General features: G+C 62.0%; 20 protein-coding genes. 12 read left to right on the top strand and 8 right to left on the bottom strand.

The annotated features are described in order from the left end of the window. Nucleotides 1–60 precede the first annotated feature (60 nt). The 4 genes from BLX42_RS13965 (at nt 61) to BLX42_RS13980 (ending at nt 2,031) form a co-directional block, all read left to right on the top strand. Nucleotides 61–621: an antibiotic biosynthesis monooxygenase gene (locus BLX42_RS13965; RefSeq protein WP_046784728.1), complete on the top strand. Its 561-nt coding sequence runs from the start codon at nt 61–63 to the stop codon at nt 619–621. Between the two features lie 77 nt (nt 622–698). Further along, entirely contained in the window at nt 699–1,391 is a 693-nt protein-coding gene (gene folM / locus BLX42_RS13970; RefSeq protein ID WP_115273580.1) for a dihydromonapterin reductase, read from the top strand. A gap of 9 nt (nt 1,392–1,400) precedes the next feature. Beyond that, entirely contained in the window at nt 1,401–1,697 is a 297-nt protein-coding gene (locus BLX42_RS13975) for a DUF1244 domain-containing protein (protein WP_012312735.1), read from the top strand. Continuing rightward, nucleotides 1,690–2,031 (top strand): HopJ type III effector protein, encoded by a 342-nt coding sequence (locus tag BLX42_RS13980; protein ID WP_161872005.1) that lies wholly within the window; start codon nt 1,690–1,692, stop codon nt 2,029–2,031. Before BLX42_RS13975 ends, BLX42_RS13980 begins: the two co-directional genes overlap by 8 nt. 24 nt (nt 2,032–2,055) lie before the next feature. On the opposite strand, the gene BLX42_RS13985 is transcribed toward BLX42_RS13980, so the two are convergent. Continuing rightward, entirely contained in the window at nt 2,056–2,964 is a 909-nt protein-coding gene (locus BLX42_RS13985; RefSeq protein ID WP_119688278.1) for an alpha/beta fold hydrolase, read from the bottom strand. 88 nt (nt 2,965–3,052) lie between these two features. Continuing rightward, nucleotides 3,053–4,252 carry an enoyl-ACP reductase FabV gene (fabV, locus tag BLX42_RS13990; RefSeq protein ID WP_161872006.1) on the bottom strand — a complete coding sequence of 400 codons (1,200 nt, stop codon included), beginning with the start codon at nt 4,250–4,252 and terminating at the stop codon, nt 3,053–3,055. Between the two features lie 321 nt (nt 4,253–4,573). Here fabV and BLX42_RS13995 point away from each other — a divergent pair, with 321 nt between their 5' ends. Next, complete coding sequence (locus BLX42_RS13995; protein WP_046784950.1) at nt 4,574–5,752, top strand: acetyl-CoA C-acetyltransferase; 1,179 nt, start codon at nt 4,574–4,576, stop codon at nt 5,750–5,752. A 74-nt stretch (nt 5,753–5,826) separates the two neighbouring features. Here BLX42_RS13995 and metE read toward each other — a convergent pair whose 3' ends face one another. Further along, entirely contained in the window at nt 5,827–8,127 is a 2,301-nt protein-coding gene (gene metE, locus BLX42_RS14000) for a 5-methyltetrahydropteroyltriglutamate--homocysteine S-methyltransferase (RefSeq protein ID WP_161872007.1), read from the bottom strand. Nucleotides 8,128–8,343: 216 nt separating this feature from the next. Between metE and BLX42_RS14005 the strand changes: the two genes are divergently transcribed. After that, the gene (locus BLX42_RS14005) at nt 8,344–9,855 is read left to right on the top strand and encodes a methylenetetrahydrofolate reductase C-terminal domain-containing protein (protein ID WP_161872008.1); all 1,512 of its coding nucleotides are present in this window, start codon (nt 8,344–8,346) and stop codon (nt 9,853–9,855) included. On the opposite strand, the gene yjiA is transcribed toward BLX42_RS14005, so the two are convergent. The 3 genes from yjiA to BLX42_RS14020 all read right to left on the bottom strand — a co-directional run bounded on the left by yjiA (nt 9,791) and on the right by BLX42_RS14020 (nt 13,118). Continuing rightward, nucleotides 9,791–10,768, bottom strand: coding sequence for a GTPase (gene yjiA / locus BLX42_RS14010; protein WP_161872009.1), 978 nt, complete (start codon nt 10,766–10,768; stop codon nt 9,791–9,793). The genes BLX42_RS14005 and yjiA overlap by 65 nt on opposite strands. 72 nt (nt 10,769–10,840) lie before the next feature. Continuing rightward, the gene (locus BLX42_RS14015) at nt 10,841–11,038 is read right to left on the bottom strand and encodes a YbdD/YjiX family protein (RefSeq protein ID WP_008094130.1); all 198 of its coding nucleotides are present in this window, start codon (nt 11,036–11,038) and stop codon (nt 10,841–10,843) included. A 13-nt stretch (nt 11,039–11,051) separates the two neighbouring features. Further along, nucleotides 11,052–13,118: a carbon starvation CstA family protein gene (locus BLX42_RS14020; RefSeq protein ID WP_046784720.1), complete on the bottom strand. Its 2,067-nt coding sequence runs from the start codon at nt 13,116–13,118 to the stop codon at nt 11,052–11,054. 315 nt (nt 13,119–13,433) lie between these two features. Between BLX42_RS14020 and BLX42_RS14025 the strand changes: the two genes are divergently transcribed. The 3 genes from BLX42_RS14025 (at nt 13,434) to BLX42_RS14035 (ending at nt 16,319) form a co-directional block, all read left to right on the top strand. Beyond that, nucleotides 13,434–14,069: a lytic polysaccharide monooxygenase auxiliary activity family 9 protein gene (locus BLX42_RS14025; protein ID WP_119688273.1), complete on the top strand. Its 636-nt coding sequence runs from the start codon at nt 13,434–13,436 to the stop codon at nt 14,067–14,069. A gap of 103 nt (nt 14,070–14,172) precedes the next feature. Beyond that, nucleotides 14,173–14,538 carry a PilZ domain-containing protein gene (locus BLX42_RS14030; RefSeq protein WP_046784718.1) on the top strand — a complete coding sequence of 122 codons (366 nt, stop codon included), beginning with the start codon at nt 14,173–14,175 and terminating at the stop codon, nt 14,536–14,538. Nucleotides 14,539–14,801: 263 nt separating this feature from the next. Continuing rightward, nucleotides 14,802–16,319, top strand: coding sequence for a nucleobase:cation symporter-2 family protein (locus tag BLX42_RS14035; protein ID WP_046784717.1), 1,518 nt, complete (start codon nt 14,802–14,804; stop codon nt 16,317–16,319). A 96-nt stretch (nt 16,320–16,415) separates the two neighbouring features. On the opposite strand, the gene radA is transcribed toward BLX42_RS14035, so the two are convergent. Then, nucleotides 16,416–17,783, bottom strand: coding sequence for a DNA repair protein RadA (gene radA, locus BLX42_RS14040; protein WP_042111159.1), 1,368 nt, complete (start codon nt 17,781–17,783; stop codon nt 16,416–16,418). A gap of 177 nt (nt 17,784–17,960) precedes the next feature. On the opposite strand from radA, the gene mscL reads away from it, so the two are divergent. Then, a complete protein-coding gene (mscL, locus tag BLX42_RS14045) occupies nt 17,961–18,380 on the top strand; it encodes a large-conductance mechanosensitive channel protein MscL (RefSeq protein WP_012312722.1) in 420 nt (139 codons plus the stop codon). A gap of 55 nt (nt 18,381–18,435) precedes the next feature. On the opposite strand, the gene BLX42_RS14050 is transcribed toward mscL, so the two are convergent. Continuing rightward, nucleotides 18,436–19,212: a ferredoxin--NADP reductase gene (locus tag BLX42_RS14050; protein WP_046784716.1), complete on the bottom strand. Its 777-nt coding sequence runs from the start codon at nt 19,210–19,212 to the stop codon at nt 18,436–18,438. A gap of 212 nt (nt 19,213–19,424) precedes the next feature. Between BLX42_RS14050 and BLX42_RS14055 the strand changes: the two genes are divergently transcribed. Both BLX42_RS14055 and BLX42_RS14060 read left to right on the top strand, forming a co-directional pair. Next, nucleotides 19,425–20,135 (top strand): autoinducer binding domain-containing protein, encoded by a 711-nt coding sequence (locus BLX42_RS14055; protein WP_046784715.1) that lies wholly within the window; start codon nt 19,425–19,427, stop codon nt 20,133–20,135. Nucleotides 20,136–20,227: 92 nt separating this feature from the next. After that, on the top strand, nt 20,228–21,137 hold a 910-nt coding region (locus BLX42_RS14060), incomplete at its 3' end, for a methyltransferase (protein WP_161872010.1).

The following is a 21,137-nucleotide window of genomic DNA, read 5'->3' on the forward strand; positions in this document are numbered from 1 at the left end:
CCCCGGGCAACGCAGCCAAGGGGCCGGCTACCCGCCAGCCCCGTCGCCAGGAGATACACGATGTCTACCCCACCCGTCACCCTGATGGTGTCGCGCCGCGCCGCCCATGGCCGCTACCAGGACCTGCTGGCCTGGCTGCACGAAGGCGAGCAACTGGCCACCGACTTCCCCGGCTATCTCGGTTCAGGCATCCTCGCACCGCCCCGCGACAGCGATGAATTCCAGATCATTTTCCGCTTCAGCGATGAACCCACCCTGCACGCCTGGGAGCATTCCGCGTCGCGCCGGGCCTGGCTGCAACGCGGCAACGGCCTGTTCGAGCGCCCCAAAGAAAGGCGCGTCAGTGGCATTGATGACTGGTTCGGCACCAACACAGTGCAAAAACCACCGCGCTGGAAACAGGCAATCGCGATCTGGCTGGCATTTTTCCCCGTCTCGCTGCTGTTCAACGTGCTGTTCGGCCACTGGCTGACCGAATTTGAACTGGTGCCGCGCGTGATGCTCAGCACCCTGGCCCTGACGCCGCTGATGGTCTACCTGTTCATTCCCCTCTCCACCCGCCTGCTGGCCGGCTGGCTTCATGCCTCGCCGCCCTCAGGCGCCGCACTGCGCAGCCGCTGAGGCCAGGCCATACAAGAGGGAAACAGTTCGGGTATGCTGGGCGGCAACGACAGGAAAGACAAGTTGACCGCCCGCACATGAACAGCCCAATTCTCGTTACCGGAGCCAGCCAGCGCGTCGGGCTGGCCTTGGCCCTTGAGCTGGCAGAGGCCGGCCATACCGTGGTCAGTGCCAGCCGCAGTGTCCAGCCCCAGCCTGCGCACCCCAACATCGTGCAGTTCCAGGCCGACCTTTGCCTGGCGGCCGACCGCCAGGCGCTGATCGACCACCTGCAGCAGCACTACGATGGGCTGCGCGCGATCATCCACAATGCCTCTTTGTGGCTCGACGATGGCCTGGACAACCTGCAGACCATGTTCCGCCTCCACGTCGAGGCGCCCTACCACCTGAACCTGGCGCTGGGTGATTTGCTGAACAAGGTCGACAAGGCCGATATCATCCATATCTGCGACGAAACCTCCTCGCGTGGCAGCAAGAGCCATATCGGCTACGCCGCCACCAAGGCAGCGCTGCAGAACATGGTGCTGTCGTTCGCCGAAAAATATGCGCCCAAGGTACACGTCAACGGTATCCTGCCCGGGCTGCTGATCCTCAAGGAAGGGGGCGACGAAGCCTATCGCCAGCAGACCCTGAAAAAGGCCCTGCTGGAATTCGAACCCGGCGCCGGCCCGCTGATCGAGACGGTCAAATACCTGCTCGACAGCCAATACAGCACCGGCAGCCAGGTGGTCATCAACGGTGGCCGCCACCTGAAGAATCGCATGACCTGAGAGAAGCCCATGACTGCGCAAGAACAACTCGAACTCGAGGCCGCCGCCTTCCGGCGCCTGGTCGCACACCTGCAGAACCGCACCGATGTGCAGAACATCGACCTGATGAACCTCTCCGGCTTCTGCCGTAACTGCCTGTCCAAGTGGTACAAGGCCGCGGCCGACGAACGCCAGGTCGACATCAGCCTGGATGACGCCCGCGAAGCGGTGTATGGCATGCCCTACGCCGAATGGAAAACCCAGTACCAGAAAGAAGCCAGCGCCGACCAGCAAGCGGCGTTTGAAAAAGGAAAACCTCGTGACTGATCTGAACACCCTGCGCGCCAGCCTGGCCAGTGGCGAACACGCCTTTGCCGACACCCTGGCGTTCATCGCCGCCCACTACAGCTACCAACCACAGGCCTTCACCAACGGTGGCGTGGAAAACGCCGCCGGGCAGAACGAAGGCTCGTGCAAGACGCTGGGCCTGGCCCTGCTGGAAGGCCTGAGCGACCAGGAGGCGCTGCTGGCCTTCGGTGAACACTACCGCGACGTGATGGCCACGCCCGAGGGCACTGACCATGGCAACATCCGTGCGCTGATCGCGCATGGCCTGGCAGGCGTGAAATTCACCTCCCAGCCGCTTTCGCGCAACGCCTGATACTGCCGGGCCGGGCAGGCCCCATCAGCTGATGATCTGCCCCGGCCCGTCGGCCGGCAACCCGCCGCGCTGCAACCACGCCAGCGCAATCGGCCACAGGCTCTCGCGGAATCGGTCATGGAAAAACGCGAAGTGGCCAATGTCCTCGACCGCGATATCCACAGGTGCGATCCGCAGATGCCGACGCTCGGCGCCTTCCAGATAACCTAGCAATCGCTCTGTAGCGGCAACCGTGCCAAACGGGTCATCGGCCAGACTGATGGCCAACGTTGCCGCCCGCACCTGAGCAAACGGCAAGTACTGCAACTGGCGCCCGCTGGGCCTTTGCTCGTAGCGCGCAGTACGGGTAGTCCAGTCCTGCACCACACCGGCAGGCGTGTCTTCCATCCAGCCCAGGCGCTTGCCGGGGAAGTAACCGAACACACGGGTCAGCAACGGCATCGCCACATGCCATTTACCGAACAGTCGCCAACGCTGATCGGCCGCGTAGTCACGCCAGTAGGCAAACTGCGCACCCACCATTACCACCCGCCTGATCCGCTCGGCAGACGGCGCCAGCCCTACGGCGCAACCGCCGAAGCTGTGCCCAACGACATCCACCGGCTGGCAGGGAAATGCCTGGGCGGCGTACGCCAGCATGGCTTCGAAATCCAACCTGCCCCAGTCGCTCCAGGAGGCCTGGAAACCGCGCAAGGAAGGCGGCCGGGATTCGCCGATGCCGCGGTAGTCGTAGGTCAACACGTCGCAGCCTTGGGCGAACAGGTAATCGGCAAAGCGGGTGTAGTAACGGCAGCGCACGGACGTGGCGGCATTGATGATCACCAGCGGGCGCTGGGGATTGGCCAGGGCGTGGCGCCAGTAGAAACCACCAAGGCTGTAGCCGTCGGCTGTGGTCTGGCGAAAAGGCGTGGCCGGTCGGGTGAGGCTGCTCATGGCGCGCTTCCTGTTGTTGTGCGCCAACGCTAGCAAAAAACGCGAGGGCTGTACCGGCTCTTTCGCGGGGCCGGTACAGCCAGAGGGCTTAAAGCTCGACGCAGTCGAACTTCACATCGGTCGCCACATCTTCGTCGTAGTTGACGTCAGCGCGCTCGAAGCCGAACAGGTTGAGGAACTGCTTCTTGTAACCGGCGTAGTCGGTCAGTTCGAACAGGTTCTCGGTGGTCACTTGCGGCCACAGGGCCTTGCAGGCGCCCTGCACGTCGTCGCGCAGCTCCCAGTCGTCCAGGCGCAGGCGGCCCTTTTCGTCCAGCTCCGCCGGGGCGCCGTCAGCACGGTACATACGGTCACGGAACATGCGGTCCAGCTGATCCTGGGTACCTTCGTGAACGCCCTTCTCCTGCATGATCTTGAAGACCATCGACAGGTACAGCGGCATCACCGGAATGGCCGAACTGGCCTGGGTGACCACCGACTTGAGCACGGCCACGTTGGCGCTGCCACCGACCTTGCCGGCCAGACGCTGGGCGGTTTCGTCCAGGTCCTGCTTGGCCTTGCCCAGGGCGCCGTGCCAGTAGATCGGCCAGGTGATGTCGCTACCGATGTAGCTGAAGGCCACGGTGCGAGCCTGTGGCGCGAGCACGCCAGCGGCGTTCAGGGCGTCGATCCACAGTTCCCAGTCCTGGCCGCCCATGACTGTGACGGTGTCAGCGATTTCCTGCTCGGTGGCCGGCTCGATGCTGGCCTCGATGATGGTGTCCTTGTTGGTGTCGATGGCGGTCGACTTGTACGGCTGGCCGATCGGCTTGAGCGCGGAACGGATCACTTCACCGGTCTGCGGCAGCTTGCGCACCGGCGAGGCCAGGGAGTAGATGACCAGGTCGACCTGACCGCCCATTTCGTTCTTGATCAGCTCGATGACCTTGGCACGGGCTTCATCGGAGAAAGCGTCACCGTTGATCGACTTGCTGTACAGGCCCTCAGCCTTGGCGAACTTGTCGAAGGCAGCAGCGTTGTACCAGCCGGCAGTGCCAGCCTTGGTCTCGGTGCCTGGCTTTTCGAAGAACACGCCCAGGGTATCGGCCTTGAAGCCGAAGGCTGCGGTAATGCGTGCCGCCAGGCCGTAGCCGCTGGATGCACCAATGACCAGGACCTTCTTCGGGCCATCCTCGCGCACGCCCAGCTTGCGGGTGGCTTCGATCTGGTCACGGACGTTCAGCTCGCAGCCCTTGGGGTGAGTCGTGGTGCAGATGAAACCGCGAACCTTAGGATGAATGATGGCCAATGTCTGTACCTCGTCAGGTTTATGCAGGGAAGCGCCGCCTTGGGCGATTCCGATTGATCAGAGGGTGAGACTACCCCCACAGGTTATCCGACACATATTACGGGGTGATCAAAGGGATGCAAAACGATGCGCCCCCGATGAACACTCTGGCGCTGGCAAGATCCGGTGGTTACGACCAAAGACCGGACACCAGCCCAGGAGCCATTGATTGGTTTTTCACATCAATGGCAAAGAAAAACAAACTTAACAAATGAGCCAAACCCGCCGAAGCTGTTGACACTGCGCCCGCTGGGCGCCCACCTGCACACGGAGAACAACAAGATGAACGATGTGGTCATCGTCGCCGCAACCCGCACCGCCATCGGCAGCTTCCAGGGTGCCCTGGCCAACGTGCCTGCGGTAGACCTGGGCGCTGCCGTGATCAAGCGCCTGCTGGAGCAGACCGGCCTGGACCCGGCACAGGTCGATGAGGTGATCCTCGGCCAAGTACTCACCGCCGGCGCCGGGCAGAACCCTGCCCGCCAGGCCGCGATCAAGGCCGGCCTGCCCTACAGTGTGCCGGCGCTGACCCTGAACAAAGTCTGCGGTTCTGGCCTCAAGGCCCTGCACCTGGCGGCCCAGGCCATCCGTTGCGGTGATGCCGAGGTGGTGATCGCCGGAGGCCAGGAGAACATGAGCCTGGCCCCCTATGTGATGCCTTCGGCGCGAACCGGGCAGCGCATGGGCCACGGGCAGTTGGTCGACAGCATGATCACCGACGGTCTGTGGGATGCCTTCAACGACTACCACATGGGCATTACGGCCGAAAACCTGGTGGAGAAGTACAGCATCAGCCGTGAACAGCAGGATGCGTTCGCTGCCCAATCGCAACGCAAGGCGGTGGCCGCCATCGATACCGGCCGCTTCAAGGACGAGATCACGCCCATTGTGATGCCGCAGAAAAAAGGTGACCCCAAGGTCTTTGACCGTGACGAGCAGCCACGCCCGGACACCACCGCTGATTCCTTGGCCAAGCTGCGCCCGGCCTTCAAGAAAGACGGCAGCGTCACCGCTGGCAACGCCTCCAGCCTCAACGACGGCGCCGCTGCGGTGCTGCTGATGAGTGCGGGCAAGGCCAAGGCCCTTGGCCTGCCGGTACTGGCCAAAATTGCCGGCTACGCCAGTGCGGGGGTGGACCCGGCAATCATGGGCATTGGCCCGGTGTCGGCCACCCAGCGTTGCCTGGACAAGGCCGGCTGGCAATTGGGCGAGCTTGACCTGATCGAAGCCAACGAGGCCTTTGCCGCACAGGCGCTGGCGGTGGGCAAGGCGCTGGAGTGGGATGCCGCGCGGGTCAACGTCAACGGCGGGGCAATTGCCCTTGGGCACCCGATCGGTGCTTCGGGGTGCCGGGTGCTGGTGACCTTGCTGCACGAAATGATCAAGCGCGACGCCAAGAAGGGGTTGGCCACGCTGTGCATCGGCGGGGGCCAGGGTGTCGCTTTGGCGATCGAGCGTTGATCCTGGTTTAAGGCAGACAGCACCGCCCTCATCGCCGGCAAGCCGGCGATGAGGGCGGTACAAGCAGCAAATGCTCAGGCTGTGGCGCGCAACTCACGAGCCGCCGCCACCATGTTCACCAACGCCGCCTCGGTCTCAGGCCAGGCACGGGTTTTCAATCCGCAATCTGGGTTGACCCACAGACGCTCGGCCGGAATACGCAAAGCCGCCTTGCGCAGCAACTTGACCATCTCCTCTCTGGTCGGTACCCGTGGCGAGTGAATGTCATACACACCTGGGCCGATCTCGTTGGGGTAGTCGAACTTCTCGAACGCCTCCAGCAATTCCATGTCCGAACGCGATGTCTCGATGGTGATGACGTCGGCGTCCATCGCAGCGATCGACTCGATCACATCATTGAATTCGCTGTAGCACATGTGGGTGTGGATCTGTGTTTCGTCACGAACGCCCGAAGCGCACAGGCGGAAGGCTTCGGTGGCCCACTCGAGGTAAGCCGGCCAGGCACTGCGGCGCAGCGGCAGGCCTTCGCGGAAGGCGGCCTCGTCGATCTGCACGATCTTGATATCAGCTGCCTCCAGGTCGAGCACTTCATCGCGAATCGCCAGCGCCAGTTGACGGGCCTGGGCTTCGCGGCTGACATCCTCACGCGGGAACGACCACATCAGCATGGTCACCGGGCCGGTCAGCATGCCCTTCATCACTTTGCCGGTCAGCCCTTGTGCATAGCGGGTCCAGGCCACGGTCATCGCCTCAGGCCGGCTCAGGTCACCGTAGATCACCGCCGGCTTCACGCACCGCGAACCATAGCTCTGTACCCAGCCAAAACGGGTGAACAAGTAACCGTCGAGTTGCTCGGCAAAGTATTCCACCATGTCGTTGCGCTCGGCCTCGCCGTGCACCAGTACGTCCAGGCCCAGGTTTTCCTGGATCTGTACGGCATGGCGGATTTCACTGTGCATGGCTTCGACGTAATCGGCTTCGGTCAACTTGCCCTGTTTAAACGCCTGGCGTGCCAGGCGTATGGCAGGGGTCTGTGGGAAAGAGCCGATGGTGGTGGTCGGATAGGCAGGCAGGTTCAGCCCGGCTCGCTGCTTGGCAATGCGCTGGCCGAACGCCGACAGGCGCTGGCTGTCGCCAGGCTTTATCGCGTCGACACGCGCCTGTACGGCAGGCTTGTGGATACGCGGCGAGCTGGCGCGGCCAGCCTGGATGGCACGGCTACGCGCCAGTGCGGCGGCAACTTCGGCAGCGTCCGGCTGATTGACGGCCTTGGCCAGCACGGCGACTTCCTGGCATTTCTGCACGGCGAAGGCCAGCCAGCTTTTCAGCTCGGTGTCGAGCTGGTCTTCACGGCTCAGGTCCACCGGGCTGTGCAACAGCGAACAGGATGGTGCGACCCACAGGCGGTCACCCAGACGCTCGGCAGCGTGACGCAGTACATCAACGGCTTTTTCCAGGTCGCAGGCCCAGACATTGCGGCCGTTGACCAGGCCCAGCGACAGTATCTTGTAGGCCGGCAGGCGGTCGAGGATGGTCGGGTACTGCTCCGGCGCCCGCACCAGGTCGATATGCAGGCCGTCGACGGGCAGGTTGGCGGCAAGGCCGAGGTTTTCTTCTAGGCCGCCGAAATAGGTGGCCACCAGTTTTTTCAAAGGGGCGCGCTGGAGGATGTTGTAGACACGCTCATAGGCGTTTTTCCATTCCTGCGGCAGATCGAGTACCAGGATCGGCTCGTCGATCTGCACCCACTCCACACCCTGACCAGCCAGGCGATTGAGGATTTCGTCGTATACCGGCAGCAAGCGGTCGAGCAACTCCAGCTTGTCGAAGTCGCCACCTTTGGCCTTGCCCAGCCACAGGTAGGTCAGCGGGCCGATCACCACCGGTTTGGCGGCATGGCCCAAGGCCTTGGCTTCGTCAACTTCCTCGAACAACTGCTCCCAGCTCAGGGCGAATTGCTGATCGACGGTAAACTCAGGTACCAGGTAGTGGTAGTTGGTATCGAACCACTTGGTCATTTCCTGCGCGTGGGCACCGCCGCAGCAGTTGGCACTGCGCTCGGTCGCCACGCCACGGGCCATGGCGAACAGGGTTTGCAGGGTGGGCTTGGCACCGTCATGGTCTCGGAAACGCTCGGGGATGACGCCGAAGGTCAGCGAGTGCGTCAGTACCTGGTCGTACCAGGCGAAATCGCCGACGGGCAACAGCTCGATGCCAGCATCCTTCTGGGCTTGCCAGTGCGCCGCGCGCAAGTCGCGGCCAACCTTGCGCAGGCCGGCTTCGTCCAACTCACCTTTCCAGAAGGCCTCCTGGGCTTTTTTCAGTTCGCGGTCGCGGCCGATACGCGGAAAACCCAGGTTATGTGCCAGTGCCATCTCTTGTCCCTCAGAATGCAAAAAAATAATGAGGGGGATTTTCCGGCCCGCCACACAATGAGACAAACTCATTTAATTTGAGATGAAGTCAAGATTCTTTCATGATGAATAGGCCGGGCACGTCTTGTTCAGAGCAGCCTGGTACGCTCGCAGACAAGCCTGCGCCCAAGACGCGTCGCACAATGCCTCACTGAACAATCCAGGTGCCCCATTGCCATGAGCCTGCTGAAATCAGCGCTGCGCGAAAAAACCTTCGTCTGCGTCATGGAGTTCGTGCCCAAGCCGTCGGCCGAACGCTTCGCTGCGATGGAGGCGATCATGGCCCGTGGGCACTTGTGCGGCTGGCCAATGACCGTAGCCATCGGCGACCGTGTCGGCAGCCCGCTGGACCTCTCGCCATTGGACGCCCTGTCCAGCTTCAGTAAACCCGTCCCTGCCCTGCCCCACTTTTCCGGCAAGGACCGTGAACGCCATGATCTGCTCGCGCAGCTGAAAAGAATGGACGCCGCCGGCCTCGACCAATTGCTGCTACTGACCGGCGATCGCCTGCCAGGCCACCAGCCAGGCGAGCGCCCGGTGCGCTATCTGGAATCGGTCGCCGCACTGCAACTTGCTCGCAAGGCCTGCCCCCACTGGCTGCTGGGGGCTGCACTCAACCCATTCAAATACCGCGAGGAAGAAGGCGGTGCGCAGTATTTCAAGGCAGAGAAGAAGCTCGCTGCGGGCGCCGATTTCCTCACCCTGCAATTGGGCTTCGATGCCAGCAAGCATCAGGAGGCCATGCAGTGGATGGGGCGTCAGGCCGAACCCAAGCCGCTACTGGCCTGCCTGATGAGCCTGAGCCATGGCCGTGCAGCGATGCTCGAGCATGTCGCCGGCGTTACCGTATCGCCGTCGATGCGCGACATGCTTGAGGCCGAAGCGGGCGTATCCAAAGCCTATGCCCAGGCACGCAGCCTTGATCGCCTGGCCCTGCAGATCATTGGCGTAAAGTTGATGGGGTATGCCGGGGTGCACCTTTCAGGTGTTCACGAACTCAAGCAACTGCTCGCCCTGGAGGCGCGCATCGAGGACTGGCAAGCACGTGTCCATTCACAGGAACAGTGGGCAACGGCCTGGGCCGGCAGCTGGCAGATGCCAGGCCTGCCGGCGGTGACCTTTCACCCACCACAAGCAGACTGGCGCCAAGGCCAGTCGAGGGTCAGCGCAACCGCCAGGGAGAAACTGCGTTATCACCTGCTGCATGGGTTTCACGCCCTGTTGTTCAGCCGTAACAACTGGCTGAGCAAGGCCTTTGGCTGGGCCGTGCGCCAGCCGCTGTGGGCCAGCGACAGCGGCGCCCGCTGGCTGCACGGGCTGGAGCGCAGCGTGAAGCGCCCGCTGCTGGGCTGCGACACCTGTGGCCGGTGCCGCCTGGAAGACACCTTGTACATCTGCCCCGAAACCTGCCCCAAGGGCCTGGCCAACGGCCCCTGTGGCGGTACTGCGCTGAACCGCTGTGAGTTCGGCGACCGCGAGTGCATCCACAGCGTCAAATACCGCACCGCCAAAGCCGTGCAACAGACCGCCGTGCTCACCGAACGGCTGATCCCCTGCATCGAGGTACAAACGCGTCACCGCAGCTCATGGCCGCTGTGGTTCGCCGCCCAGACGCCTGCCCGGTTCAGCCCGCAGCCAACGCTTCGAAACCCGCCCGAATCTTCGCCTCAGGCAGTTCATCGGCAATGAACACCATCACGCTTTCGCGCGTTTCGCCTTCGGCCCACTCGGCGTCCCAATCGAAACCATAGAGCTTGAGCACGCCCTGGAACACCAGGCGACGGTCTTCTCCGGCAATGTTGAGCACACCTTTATAGCGCAGCAGTTGCTTGCCGTGAGTCTCGAGCAATTCGTTCATGAAGTCGCTGAGGCGGTCGATGTCCAGGGGGACCTCGGTACGCAGTACCAGGGTCGAGATACGATCAGGTGTGGCGGGTTTGATCGCCGGGCGCAGGGTTGGCTTGAGGTTGGCGCCCAGATCCGGGTTGAGGTTGAACCCGCGCACGTCGAGCAGTTCGGCCAGGTCGATATGGCCATGCTCGACCACGCGCAACGCCGCACGGCCATTGATACGCGCCAGGCGCTGGCGCAAGGCGTCCACCGCCGCCGGCTCGACCAGGTCGGTCTTGCTCAGCAACAGGCGGTCGGCAAAGCCCACCTGGGCCTGCGCGATGGTTTGGGCCAGATGCAGCTCGGCATGGGCCGCATCGACCAGGGTAATGATGCCATCGAGGATATAGCGGTCGCGCAATTGCTCTTCGACGAAGAAGGTCTGCGCCACCGGCGCGGGGTCGGCCAGGCCAGTGCATTCGATCACCAGGCGATCGAAAGCGATCTCCCCGGCGTCCAGGCGCTCGAGCAGCAGGAACAGGGCACGGGTCAGGTCGCCATGAATGCTGCAGCATACACAGCCGTTGGCCAGGGTCATGACCTGCACCGGCTCGTCACCCAACAGCTGGCTGTCGATGCCTGCCTCACTGAACTCGTTCTCGATCACGGCGATTTTCAGGCCGTGCTCGGCTTTTAGCATGTGCTTGAGCAACGTGGTTTTGCCGGCACCGAGAAAACCGGTGAGCACGGTTACGGGAATTGGCGTCTGCACGCAGAAATCTCCTGAAGCTGAAAATGACTGTGGGAGCCCACAGGCTCCCACAGGTTCACGCAGTGTGCCGAATCAGCAGCACTTGGGGCCGGACTTGCCACCGTAGCGGGCTTCCTGGCGTTCCCGGAAGAACGCCTCGTAGCTCATCACCGGCTTATCCGGGTGCTTGGTCTGCATGTGCTCGACATAGTTGTCGTAGTCGGGCATGCCGACCATCAGGCGGGCTGCCTGCCCCAGGTATTTACCCAGCCGACCCAGGTCGTTGAACATCGCAGCATTCCTCTCAAGCGTCAGGCAGTGCCTGGAACGGGGTTTCCTTGTCGGTGCGTTCCTTGCGGCCGAGGGCGGCGTAGCCGACCTTGACGGCAAAGAACAACACGCTGAACACCACAATCAGGAACAACACGGTGAGCCCGGCGTTGGTGTAGGCGTTGTAGATCACGTGCTGCATCTGCCCGATATCCTTGGCCGGGGCCAGCACCTGGCCGGCGTCCAGCGCAGTGCTGTACTTCTCGGCCAGGGCCAGGAAGCCAACCGCAGGGTTCGGGTCGAACAGTTTGATCAGCCCGGCAGTGGTGGTGCAAATCAGCAGCCACACCGCTGGCAGCAAGGTGACCCACATGTAGCGCTGGCGCTTCATCTTGATCAATACCACCGTGCCCAGCATCAAGGCGATACCGGCCAGCATCTGGTTGGAGATGCCGAACAGCGGCCACAGGGTGTTGATGCCACCCAGCGGGTCGATCACGCCCTGATACAGCAGGTAACCCCAAAGCGCCACGCAGCCGGCCGTGCCGATCAGGTTGGCCGTCCACGACTCGGTACGCTTGAGCGCCGGCACGAAGCTGCCCAGCAGGTCCTGCAGCATGAAGCGGCCGGCACGGGTACCGGCGTCCACTGCGGTCAGGATGAACAGCGCTTCGAACAGGATCGCGAAGTGGTACCAGAAGGCCATGGTGTTTTCACCCGGCAGCACCTGGTGCAGGATCTGCGCAATACCCACCGCCAGCGTCGGCGCACCACCGGCACGGGCCAGGATGGTGTGCTCGCCGATGTCGCGGGCCACGGCCTCAAGCTGTTCGGGGGTGATCAGGAAGCCCCAACTGCTGACCGTCTGCGCCACCGACACGACGTCGGCACCGACCACTGCGGGCGGGCTGTTCATGGCGAAATAAACGCCTGGCTCGATGACCGAGGCGGCGACCATGGCCATGATGGCGACGAACGATTCCATCAGCATGCCGCCGTAGCCGATGTAGCGGGCGTTGGTTTCGTTGTCCAGCAGCTTCGGCGTGGTCCCCGAGGAAATCAGCGCGTGGAAGCCGGACACCGCACCACAGGCGATGGTGATGAACAGGAACGGGAACAGTGTGCCCTTCCACACCGGGCCTGTACCGTCGGTGAACTGGGTCAGCGCAGGCATTTTCAGCTCTGGCGCGATGATCAGGATACCGATGGCAAGGCCGACGATGGTGCCGATCTTGAGGAAGGTCGACAGGTAGTCACGCGGCGCCAGCACCAGCCACACTGGCAGCACGGCAGCGACGAAGCCATAACCCACCAGCATCCAGGTGATCTGCACGCCGGTGAAGGTGAACGCCGGGCCCCAGACCGGATCCGCGGCAATCTGGCCCCCCAGCCAGATCGACGCCAGCAGCAGTACCACGCCGACGACCGAGATCTCGCCGATACGGCCCGGGCGGATGTAGCGCATGTAGATGCCCATGAACATCGCGATCGGGATGGTCGCCATCACCGTGAACATGCCCCATGGGCTTTCAGCCAGGGCCTTGACCACGATCAGCGCCAGCACCGCCAGGATGATGATCATGATCAGGAAGCAGCCGAACAGGGCGATGGTTCCAGGGATGCGCCCCATCTCCTCGCGCACCATGTCGCCCAGCGAGCGGCCGTTGCGGCGGGTAGACAGGAACAGGACCATGAAGTCCTGGACCGCACCGGCCAGCACCACGCCGGCGATCAGCCAGAGCGTGCCGGGCAGGTAGCCCATTTGCGCAGCAAGCACGGGACCGACCAGGGGGCCGGCGCCAGCGATGGCGGCGAAGTGGTGACCGAAAAGAATGTGTTTGTTGGTCGGGACGTAGTCCAGGCCATCGTTGTTGAGCACCGCAGGGGTGGCTCGGCGAGGGTCGAGTTGCATCACCTTGGTGGCGATGAACAGGCTGTAGTAACGGTAGGCGACCAGGTAGATGGCCACTGCCGCGACCACGATCCACAAGGCATTGATCGCCTCGCCTCGACGCAGGGCGACCACACCCAGCGCACAAGCCCCTATGACCGCCAGCGCCAGCCACGGGATGTGGCGTAGCAGGCTGTTATTGTTGTTCATGGCATGCTTCCAGCTAAGTGGTTGGAATAGACAGCCCCTTGAGTCTAGGGCTTGCTTGAAGGGTTTACCATCCCGAATTGGCATACAGCCGGTGGCGAGCACAGGCTCTAGAACGCCGCTACCCGTACAACCTCATGCCTGGGAAGCAACACGCGCCCTGGCGGGCCTGTCATTTTTGCCAGTTGTGCATGAAAGGGGCACGCGCTTTCAATGATCAGGCAATCCGATTGCCCTTGGACGACACGCGATTGACGAATCTGCACACGCTGAAATCGTGCGTCGATCATCTGAAAAGCCAGCAGAAAGGAAACGATCATGACCACGGAAAAAGCCGGCACCCCTCAACGCTCAGCCCCCATCGCCCCCACCCATGGTTCGATTGCGAGCCCAAAGTCCCGCGCCACGTTCGCTGAAGAAAAAGGCCTTATCGAAGGCAATCTTCACAACGGGATCGAAAGCGGCAAGTTCTTCCCCGAGACGACCGGTGGCCTGACCGACCCATACGCCAAGGACGACGTTAAAAATATTGCACCACCGGCCGATGGCAAGATTGCCAGCGGCGAACGGCCCGGCGCGGCCTACCTGGACAAAACGGATGTCGACTGGGACAAGCATGACGTTGCCAGCGGCGCATCCCTTGATTTTGTCTGGAGCTTCAGCGCACGACACAAATATCGCCGTTTCAACTACTTCATCACCAAAGCCGACTGGAAAGCCGGGGAGCCGCTGACCCGTGCCCAGTTCGAACCGCAGCCGTTCGCCACATTCCTCAATGAACTTCAGCCTTACTGGGGCTTCACCGACGAGCAGATGTGGCCGGCACAACCCACCACGCATACCTTGGAGCTACCTGAACGCCAGGGCTATCACGTACTGCTGGGCGTATGGGAAATAGCCGAGACCGACAAGGCCTTCTATCAGGTGGTCGACCTCGATTTCGTCACCAGCTAACGGTGGCGCCGGGTGACTCGGCCATATGTCCCCCGTGTCACCTGTCATCCGGCAGGAGTGCCCGTGGCTGGTCTATAGTCAGTGCTACTGACGAGGGCCCGCCATGACCACTCCTTCCGACGATCGCCGGCGCTTCCAGCGCATTGACTTCGACGCCCCCACCGAACTGCGCCAGGGCGATCGCCGCTGGCCGGTCAAACTCCTGGATCTGTCGCTCAAGGGCCTGCTGATCGAGCGCCCTGAGCCGTGGAACGCCGACCTCACTCAGGATTTCGATGCGATCATCCAACTGGACCCGCACACCCATGTGCAGATGCAGGTGGAACTACGCCATGAAGAGGCGAAGCGGCTGGGGTTCATCTGCCTCTACATCGACATCGATTCGATGAGCCATTTGCACCGTCTTGTGGAATTGAACGTGGCCGACAGCACCGAAATGATGCGCGAGCTGCGACAACTCATCGAATAATGGGATCTCTTAGCTAGCTAATAGCTTTCCCAACTTGTGTTTCTTGTCTACCCAGACAGCTTTCAACCTGGGTATCGCAACGTTGTACACACCCCTCTAACACCGTATTCAATGAGTTGGTACGCGATCTGCATTGCGTTCTTGCACACCCTGCAAGCCTGCTTGTTCGCGCTCCAATCAAAATATTGTATACAATTCTTGTAGCAATCATTTGTAGGAAGTGTCTACAGTAGCGGCACAACAATAAACAGTGAGCCTGCTCAATGACTACGTCCCCTAGCACGTCTCCCGCCAAGCGCCCCGAGGACGAAAACCTCGGCCTTGGAGCCAACTTGGCCTATGGCCTTCAGCATGTGCTGACCATGTATGGAGGGATCGTCGCAGTACCCCTGATCCTGGGGCAGGCTGCGGGCCTCAATGGTGCCGAGATCGGCATGCTGATCGCGGCCTCGCTGTTTGCCGGTGGCCTGGCCACGCTGCTGCAAACGCTCGGCCTGCCCTTCTTCGGATGCCAGTTGCCGTTGGTGCAGGGCGTGTCGTTCGCAGGCGTGGCAACCATGGGGGCGATTCTCAGCAGCCAGGACGGTGGCGGCTTGCCAGGCGTGCTGGGCGCAGTGATGGCGGCATCGCTGATCGGCTTTCTGATCACCCCGGTGTTCTCGCGCATCACCAAGTTCTTCCCGCCACTGGTCACCGGTATCGTCATCACCACCATTGGCCTGACCTTGATGCCGGTGGCCGCACGCTGGGTGATGGGCGGCAACAGTGCTTCGCCGGAATTCGGCAGCATGGCCAACATCGGCCTGGCAGCGCTGACGTTCGCCATCGTGCTGCTGCTGAGCAAACTGGGCAGCGCGACCATTTCGCGCCTGTCGATCCTGCTGGCCATGGTCTTCGGCACCCTGATCGCCTGGGCGCTGGGCATGACCGACTTCAGCAAGGTGGCCGAAGGCCCGATGTTCGCCTTCCCCACCCCGTTCCACTTCGGTATGCCGACCTTCCACATCGCGGCGATCCTGTCGATGTGCATCGTGATCATGGTGACCCTGGTGGAAACCTCGGCCGACATCCTGGCCGTGGGTGAGATCATCGATACCAAGGTCGACTCCAAGCGCCTGGGCAATGGCCTGCGCGCCGACATGGCTTCGAGCATCCTGGCACCGGTATTCGGCTCTTTCACCCAGAGCGCCTTTGCGCAGAACGTAGGCCTGGTGGCCGTGACCGGGGTCAAGAGCCGCTACGTGGTGGCCACCGGTGGTGTGATCCTGGTAGTGCTGGGCCTGCTGCCGGTGATGGGCCGGGTGATTGCAGCAGTGCCAACCCCAGTACTGGGCGGCGCAGGCATCGTGCTGTTCGGCACTGTGGCTGCCAGCGGTATCCGCACCCTGTCCAAGGTCAACTACAAGAACAACGTCAACCTGATCATCGTCGCCGCCTCGCTGGGCTTTGGCATGATCCCGATTGCCGCGCCGAACTTCTACCACCACTTCCCGAACTGGTTCGAGACCATCTTCCACTCCGGCATCAGCTCGGCAGCGATCATGGCCATCGTGTTGAACCTGATCTTCAACCATTTCACGGCAGGCAATTCGGACCAGCAGTCAGTGTTCGCGGCAGGCTACGAGCGCACCATCCAGTACTCGGACATCTCTGCACTGCGTGATGGCGATTACTTCAAGGAAGGCAAGCTGTTCGACGCCGAGGGCAATGAGGTGCCGGTGCTGGAGCTGGACGAGCATGGCAATGCGGCGCCCAGGCGAACGCCGGTAGCCGAGCACTGACCGCTGACTGAGCGGTGACCCAGAGGGAGCCGATGCGCATCGTCGGCTCCCTTTTTTGTTTGCCTGCACCGGCCGATTGCCTGCACAACCAGCGGCTTATTCGAACAAGGCGTCCAGAGCCTGTTCCAGCCGGGTTACGGCGATCACCTGCAACCCCGCCGGTGATTCCTTCGGTGCGTTGCCCTTGGGCACGATGGCCCGCTTGAAGCCATGTTTTGCCGCTTCTTTGAGGCGTTCCTGGCCACTGGGAACCGGCCGCACCTCGCCCGACAAACCAATCTCGCCAAATACCAGCAGCCCGTGGGCCAATGGCCGGTTGCGCAGGCTGGACATCACCGCAGCCAACAAGGCCAGGTCCGACGCGGTTTCAAGGACCTTCACCCCGCCGACGACATTGAGAAACACGTCCTGGTCATGGGTGGGAATACCACCATGGCGGTGCAGCACCGCCAGCAACATGGCCAGCCGGTTCTGGTCCAGGCCCAGGGTGACACGCCGCGGGTTGGCCAGGTGGCTGTCATCGACCAGTGCCTGTACCTCTACCAGCATCGGCCGGGTACCTTCCCACGTGGCCATGACCACGCTGCCCGGTACTTCTTCCTGAGCCCGGTTGAGGAAGATCGCCGATGGGTTGGAAACCTCTTTGAGCCCACGGTCGGTCATACCGAAGACCCCCAGTTCATTGACCGCACCGAAGCGGTTCTTCACCGCGCGCAGCAAGCGCAAGCGGCCATCGGACTCTCCCTCGAAATACAACACGGTGTCGACCATGTGCTCCAGCACCCGCGGGCCTGCCAGCGAGCCTTCCTTGGTGACATGGCCGACCAGGAAGATCGCCGTGCCACTCTGCTTGGCGTAGCGCACCAGCAATGCCGCACTTTCGCGCACCTGGGCGACACCGCCGGGCGCTGATTGCAATTGCTCGGTGAAGATGGTCTGGATCGAATCGATGACCATGACCCGGGGCTTTTCCTGGCGCGCGGTGGCAATGATCGTTTCGATACAGGTCTCGGTCATCACTTTGAGCTGGTCCTGGGGCAGCCCCAGGCGGCGTGAGCGCATGGCCACCTGCTGCTGCGACTCTTCGCCGGTGACATACAGCGCCGGCATGCCCACGGCGATATTGCACAAGGTCTGCAGCAGAATGGTCGATTTGCCGATGCCCGGGTCACCGCCGATCAACACCACCGAACCGTCGACCAGGCCGCCGCCCAGCACACGATCGAGTTCGGTGCTGCTGGTGGTGAACCGCGGAATCTCCTCGACGCTGACTTCGGCCAGGGTCTTGATCTGCGCCTGTTGCCCGGTCCAGCCGGCGCGACCGCTGGGTGCCGCCGCACCGCCGCTCTCGATCATGGTTTCGACCAGGGTGTTCCACGCCCCGCATTCGCCACACTGGCCGGCCCATTTGGGAAAGGTAGCGCCGCACTCGGTGCAGCCATACAAGCGCTTGGCCTTGGCCATGGGCAGGGTCTCCTGGAAAAAATCGCCATGATAGCCGACGCAGACGTGTCTCGAGCGCGTCGGCATGCGACAAAACTATTCGTTCCAAGCGCAGTCACTACCCGTGAACGGCACGCATGAAGCGATGCAGTGGCTTACACTGCGTAAACATCACCATTTGTCACAAGGGAATCGAACATGGGAATGATCAGTGAGTTCAAGGCCTTCGCGGTCAAGGGCAATGTCGTCGACATGGCAGTCGGTATCATTATCGGCGCTGCATTCGGCAAGATAGTCTCCTCATTCGTCGGCGATATCATCATGCCGCCACTGGGGATATTGATCGGAGGCGTGGACTTCAGTGACCTGGCCATTACCTTGAAGGCGGCTGAGGGCGATATACCGGCCGTGGTGCTGGCCTACGGCAAGTTCATCCAGACCGTGATCGACTTCGTGATCGTGGCCTTCGCCATCTTCATGGGTGTCAAGGCGATCAACCGCCTGAAACGCGAAGAGGCCGTTGCGCCAAGCGCCCCGCCGACCCCGACCCCTCAGGAAACGCTGCTGACCGAGATTCGTGACCTGCTCAAGTCGCAGAACCAGAATCGCCTGCCTTGAAAAGTGGCAAGCTGCAAGTGTAAGGCCGCTCAAGGGCAGCACTTGTAGCTTGCAGCTACCAGTAGTTCTCCACCGCCACCTGCCCAGGCCGCTTGCTCAAGCTCAACTGCAGGTCACGCGCCTTGAGCACCTTGCGGGTCTCATCGATCATTTGCGGGTTGCCGCAAAGCATGATCCGTGAGTGCTCAGGCGACAGTTCCAGCCCCGCCGCCTTTTCCAGCTCGCCATTCTCGATCAGTGTAGTGATGCGTGCATTCAGCGCACCCGGATACTGCTCACGGGTAACCACGGGAATGAATTGCAGCTTGCCTGCAAACTCTGCCAGGTAATCACGCTGTTCAAGCCCGGCAATGTCATCCACATAGGCCAGCTCCTTGGCCTCGCGTACCGAATATACCAGTTTGATGTTGTCGAAACGCTCCCAGGCCTCGAAGTCCTGCAGGATCGACATGAACGGCGCAATGCCGGTACCGGTCGCCAACAGCCACAGGTCACGGCCACCGACGAAGCGATCAAGGGTCAGGTAGCCAAATGCCTGGCGGTCTATCAGCAGTGAATCACCCTCGCCAAGGCGGCTGAGCTCGCTGGTGAACTCCCCGCCCGGGACCACGATGGAGAAGAAGTCTAAATACTCGTCATGCGGCGCACTGACCATCGAGTAAGCACGCCAGACCACGCTGCCATCGGCCTTGGTCACGCCAAGCCGGGCGAATTGCCCGGCCCGAAAGCGAAACCCCGGATCGCGAGTCACCCGCAGGCTGAACAGGCCAGGCGTCAGTGGCTGGACGTCCAGCAAGGTCTGGCGGGTAAACTTTTCGGCACTGGCGGTCATGACGGGCTCCGTGAATAGCGTGCGCACAGTGTCGCGCAAAGCGGCCAGGATAAAAACCGTTCGATTGTAGGGTCACAGGCCACGGCCTGGCTGCTTTCATGGAATGATGAGACATTCTTAACAAAAAAATCCCAACAAAACGCTCGGTCTTTTCCTACAATCCCACCGGTATGCAAACGGATTGGGTCCTCTGGACGCAAGGGAGAGGGTTGATGCCTCACTGGAATCACGAGCATTTAGACCGCTTGGTCAACGAAAGTACCCCGCAAAAGGTGTTCGACCTCGCGGTTCACCTGGCACAGGACCTGGGCATGGAGTTCATGGGGCTCAAGCTTCGCATTCAGCTTGCAGCCCAGGCACCCAGGCTCTACCTGTACAGTAACTACCCACTTGCCTGGATCGAGCGTTATCAACGCGACGAGTTCTACAAGCAGGACTCGGCAGCAGCATTGAGTCACACGTCGACCGGGCCGGTACTGTGGACCGATGAGTTGTATCGCGAAGCGCCGGATTTTCGTGAGCAGGCCTGCAAACATGGCCTGCGCCACGGCTGGACACAATCGCTGCATGACCTCAGGCACAACGAGACCCAAGTCAGCGTCGCACGGCCCTGTGGCAAGATCGACACCCACGAGCTGTACGACAAGGCCGGCCAAGTACAATGGCTGTGCCATACGCTGCACGACACCATTTGTGAGCATCACCTGGCCAAGTTGAGTTCGCCGCTGAAGATGAGCGATCGGGAACTCGAGGTGCTGAAATGGTCGGCCGCCGGCAAGACCGCCGCCGACGTCGCCTGCATTCTGTCACTGTCGCAAAGCACAGTGAACTTCCATATCCGCAGCGTGATTACCAAGACCAATGCTTCCAACAAGGCAGGCGCCGTCGCCATTGCCGTGATGCGAGGCCTGATCGATCAATAACCCGGCCTGCGACCAGAGGCAAAGCCCTGTAGAATCGCGTACCGAAGCCCGTGACGATCTGTGACGGGCGATCCGTGCCCGAGCCAGATGCCATGCCCCTGTTGATCACACCCTACGCCGAACTCGACCTGATCCGCCAGCCGGACCAGGCCAACGACCCGTTGCAGGCCTTTGACGCCGCCGATGAATACCTGCTCGAGCAGTTGCACGCTCAGCAACTGGCGGCCGGGAGCAGGGTGCTGGTACTCAATGACAGCTTCGGCGCGCTGGCCGCCAGCCTGGTCGACCACGTGCCGGTGGTCAGCAGCGGTGACTCGCACCTGGCCCACATGGCCCTGGAAAAAAACCTCGCGCGTAACGGCAAGGCATTCGACAGCGTACCTTTCGTGCCCGCCAGCGAGCATTGGCAGGGGCACTTCGATCGCGTACTGGTGCGCGTGCCGAAAACACTTGCACTGCTCGAAGAGCAACTGATCAGGTTGCAAGGCCACCTGGCGCCCGGTGCACAGGTCATCGCTGCGGCCATGATCAAACACTTGCCACGGGCTGCGGGTGATCTGCTGGAGAAGTACATCGGCCCGGTACAGGCTTCGCTGGCGCAAAAAAAAGCGCGCCTGCTGACGGCCACCTTCGCCCAGCGCCCTGCCGCCAGCTCCCCGTACCCGACCCGCTACCGCCTCGACTCACCTGCGCTCGAACTGCTCAACCATGCCAACGTATTCTGCCGCGACGGCCTGGACATCGGCACGCGGGCCTTCCTCCCACACCTGCCACACGACTTGGGCAATGCACGTGTCGCCGACCTGGGTTGCGGCAACGGCGTGCTGGCCATCGCCAGCGCGCTGGCCAACCCCCAGGCGCACTACACACTGGTGGATGAATCGTACATGGCGGTGCAGTCGGCGCAGGAAAACTGGCAGGCTGCGCTGGGCGATCGCGCGGTGACGCTAGTGGCAGGCGATGGCCTGGCGGGGGTGGAAAAGCAGTCGCTGGATGTGGTGC

This window comes from Pseudomonas sp. SG-MS2 (assembly GCF_009933855.1).
Classification (GTDB): domain Bacteria; phylum Pseudomonadota; class Gammaproteobacteria; order Pseudomonadales; family Pseudomonadaceae; genus Aquipseudomonas; species Aquipseudomonas putida_E.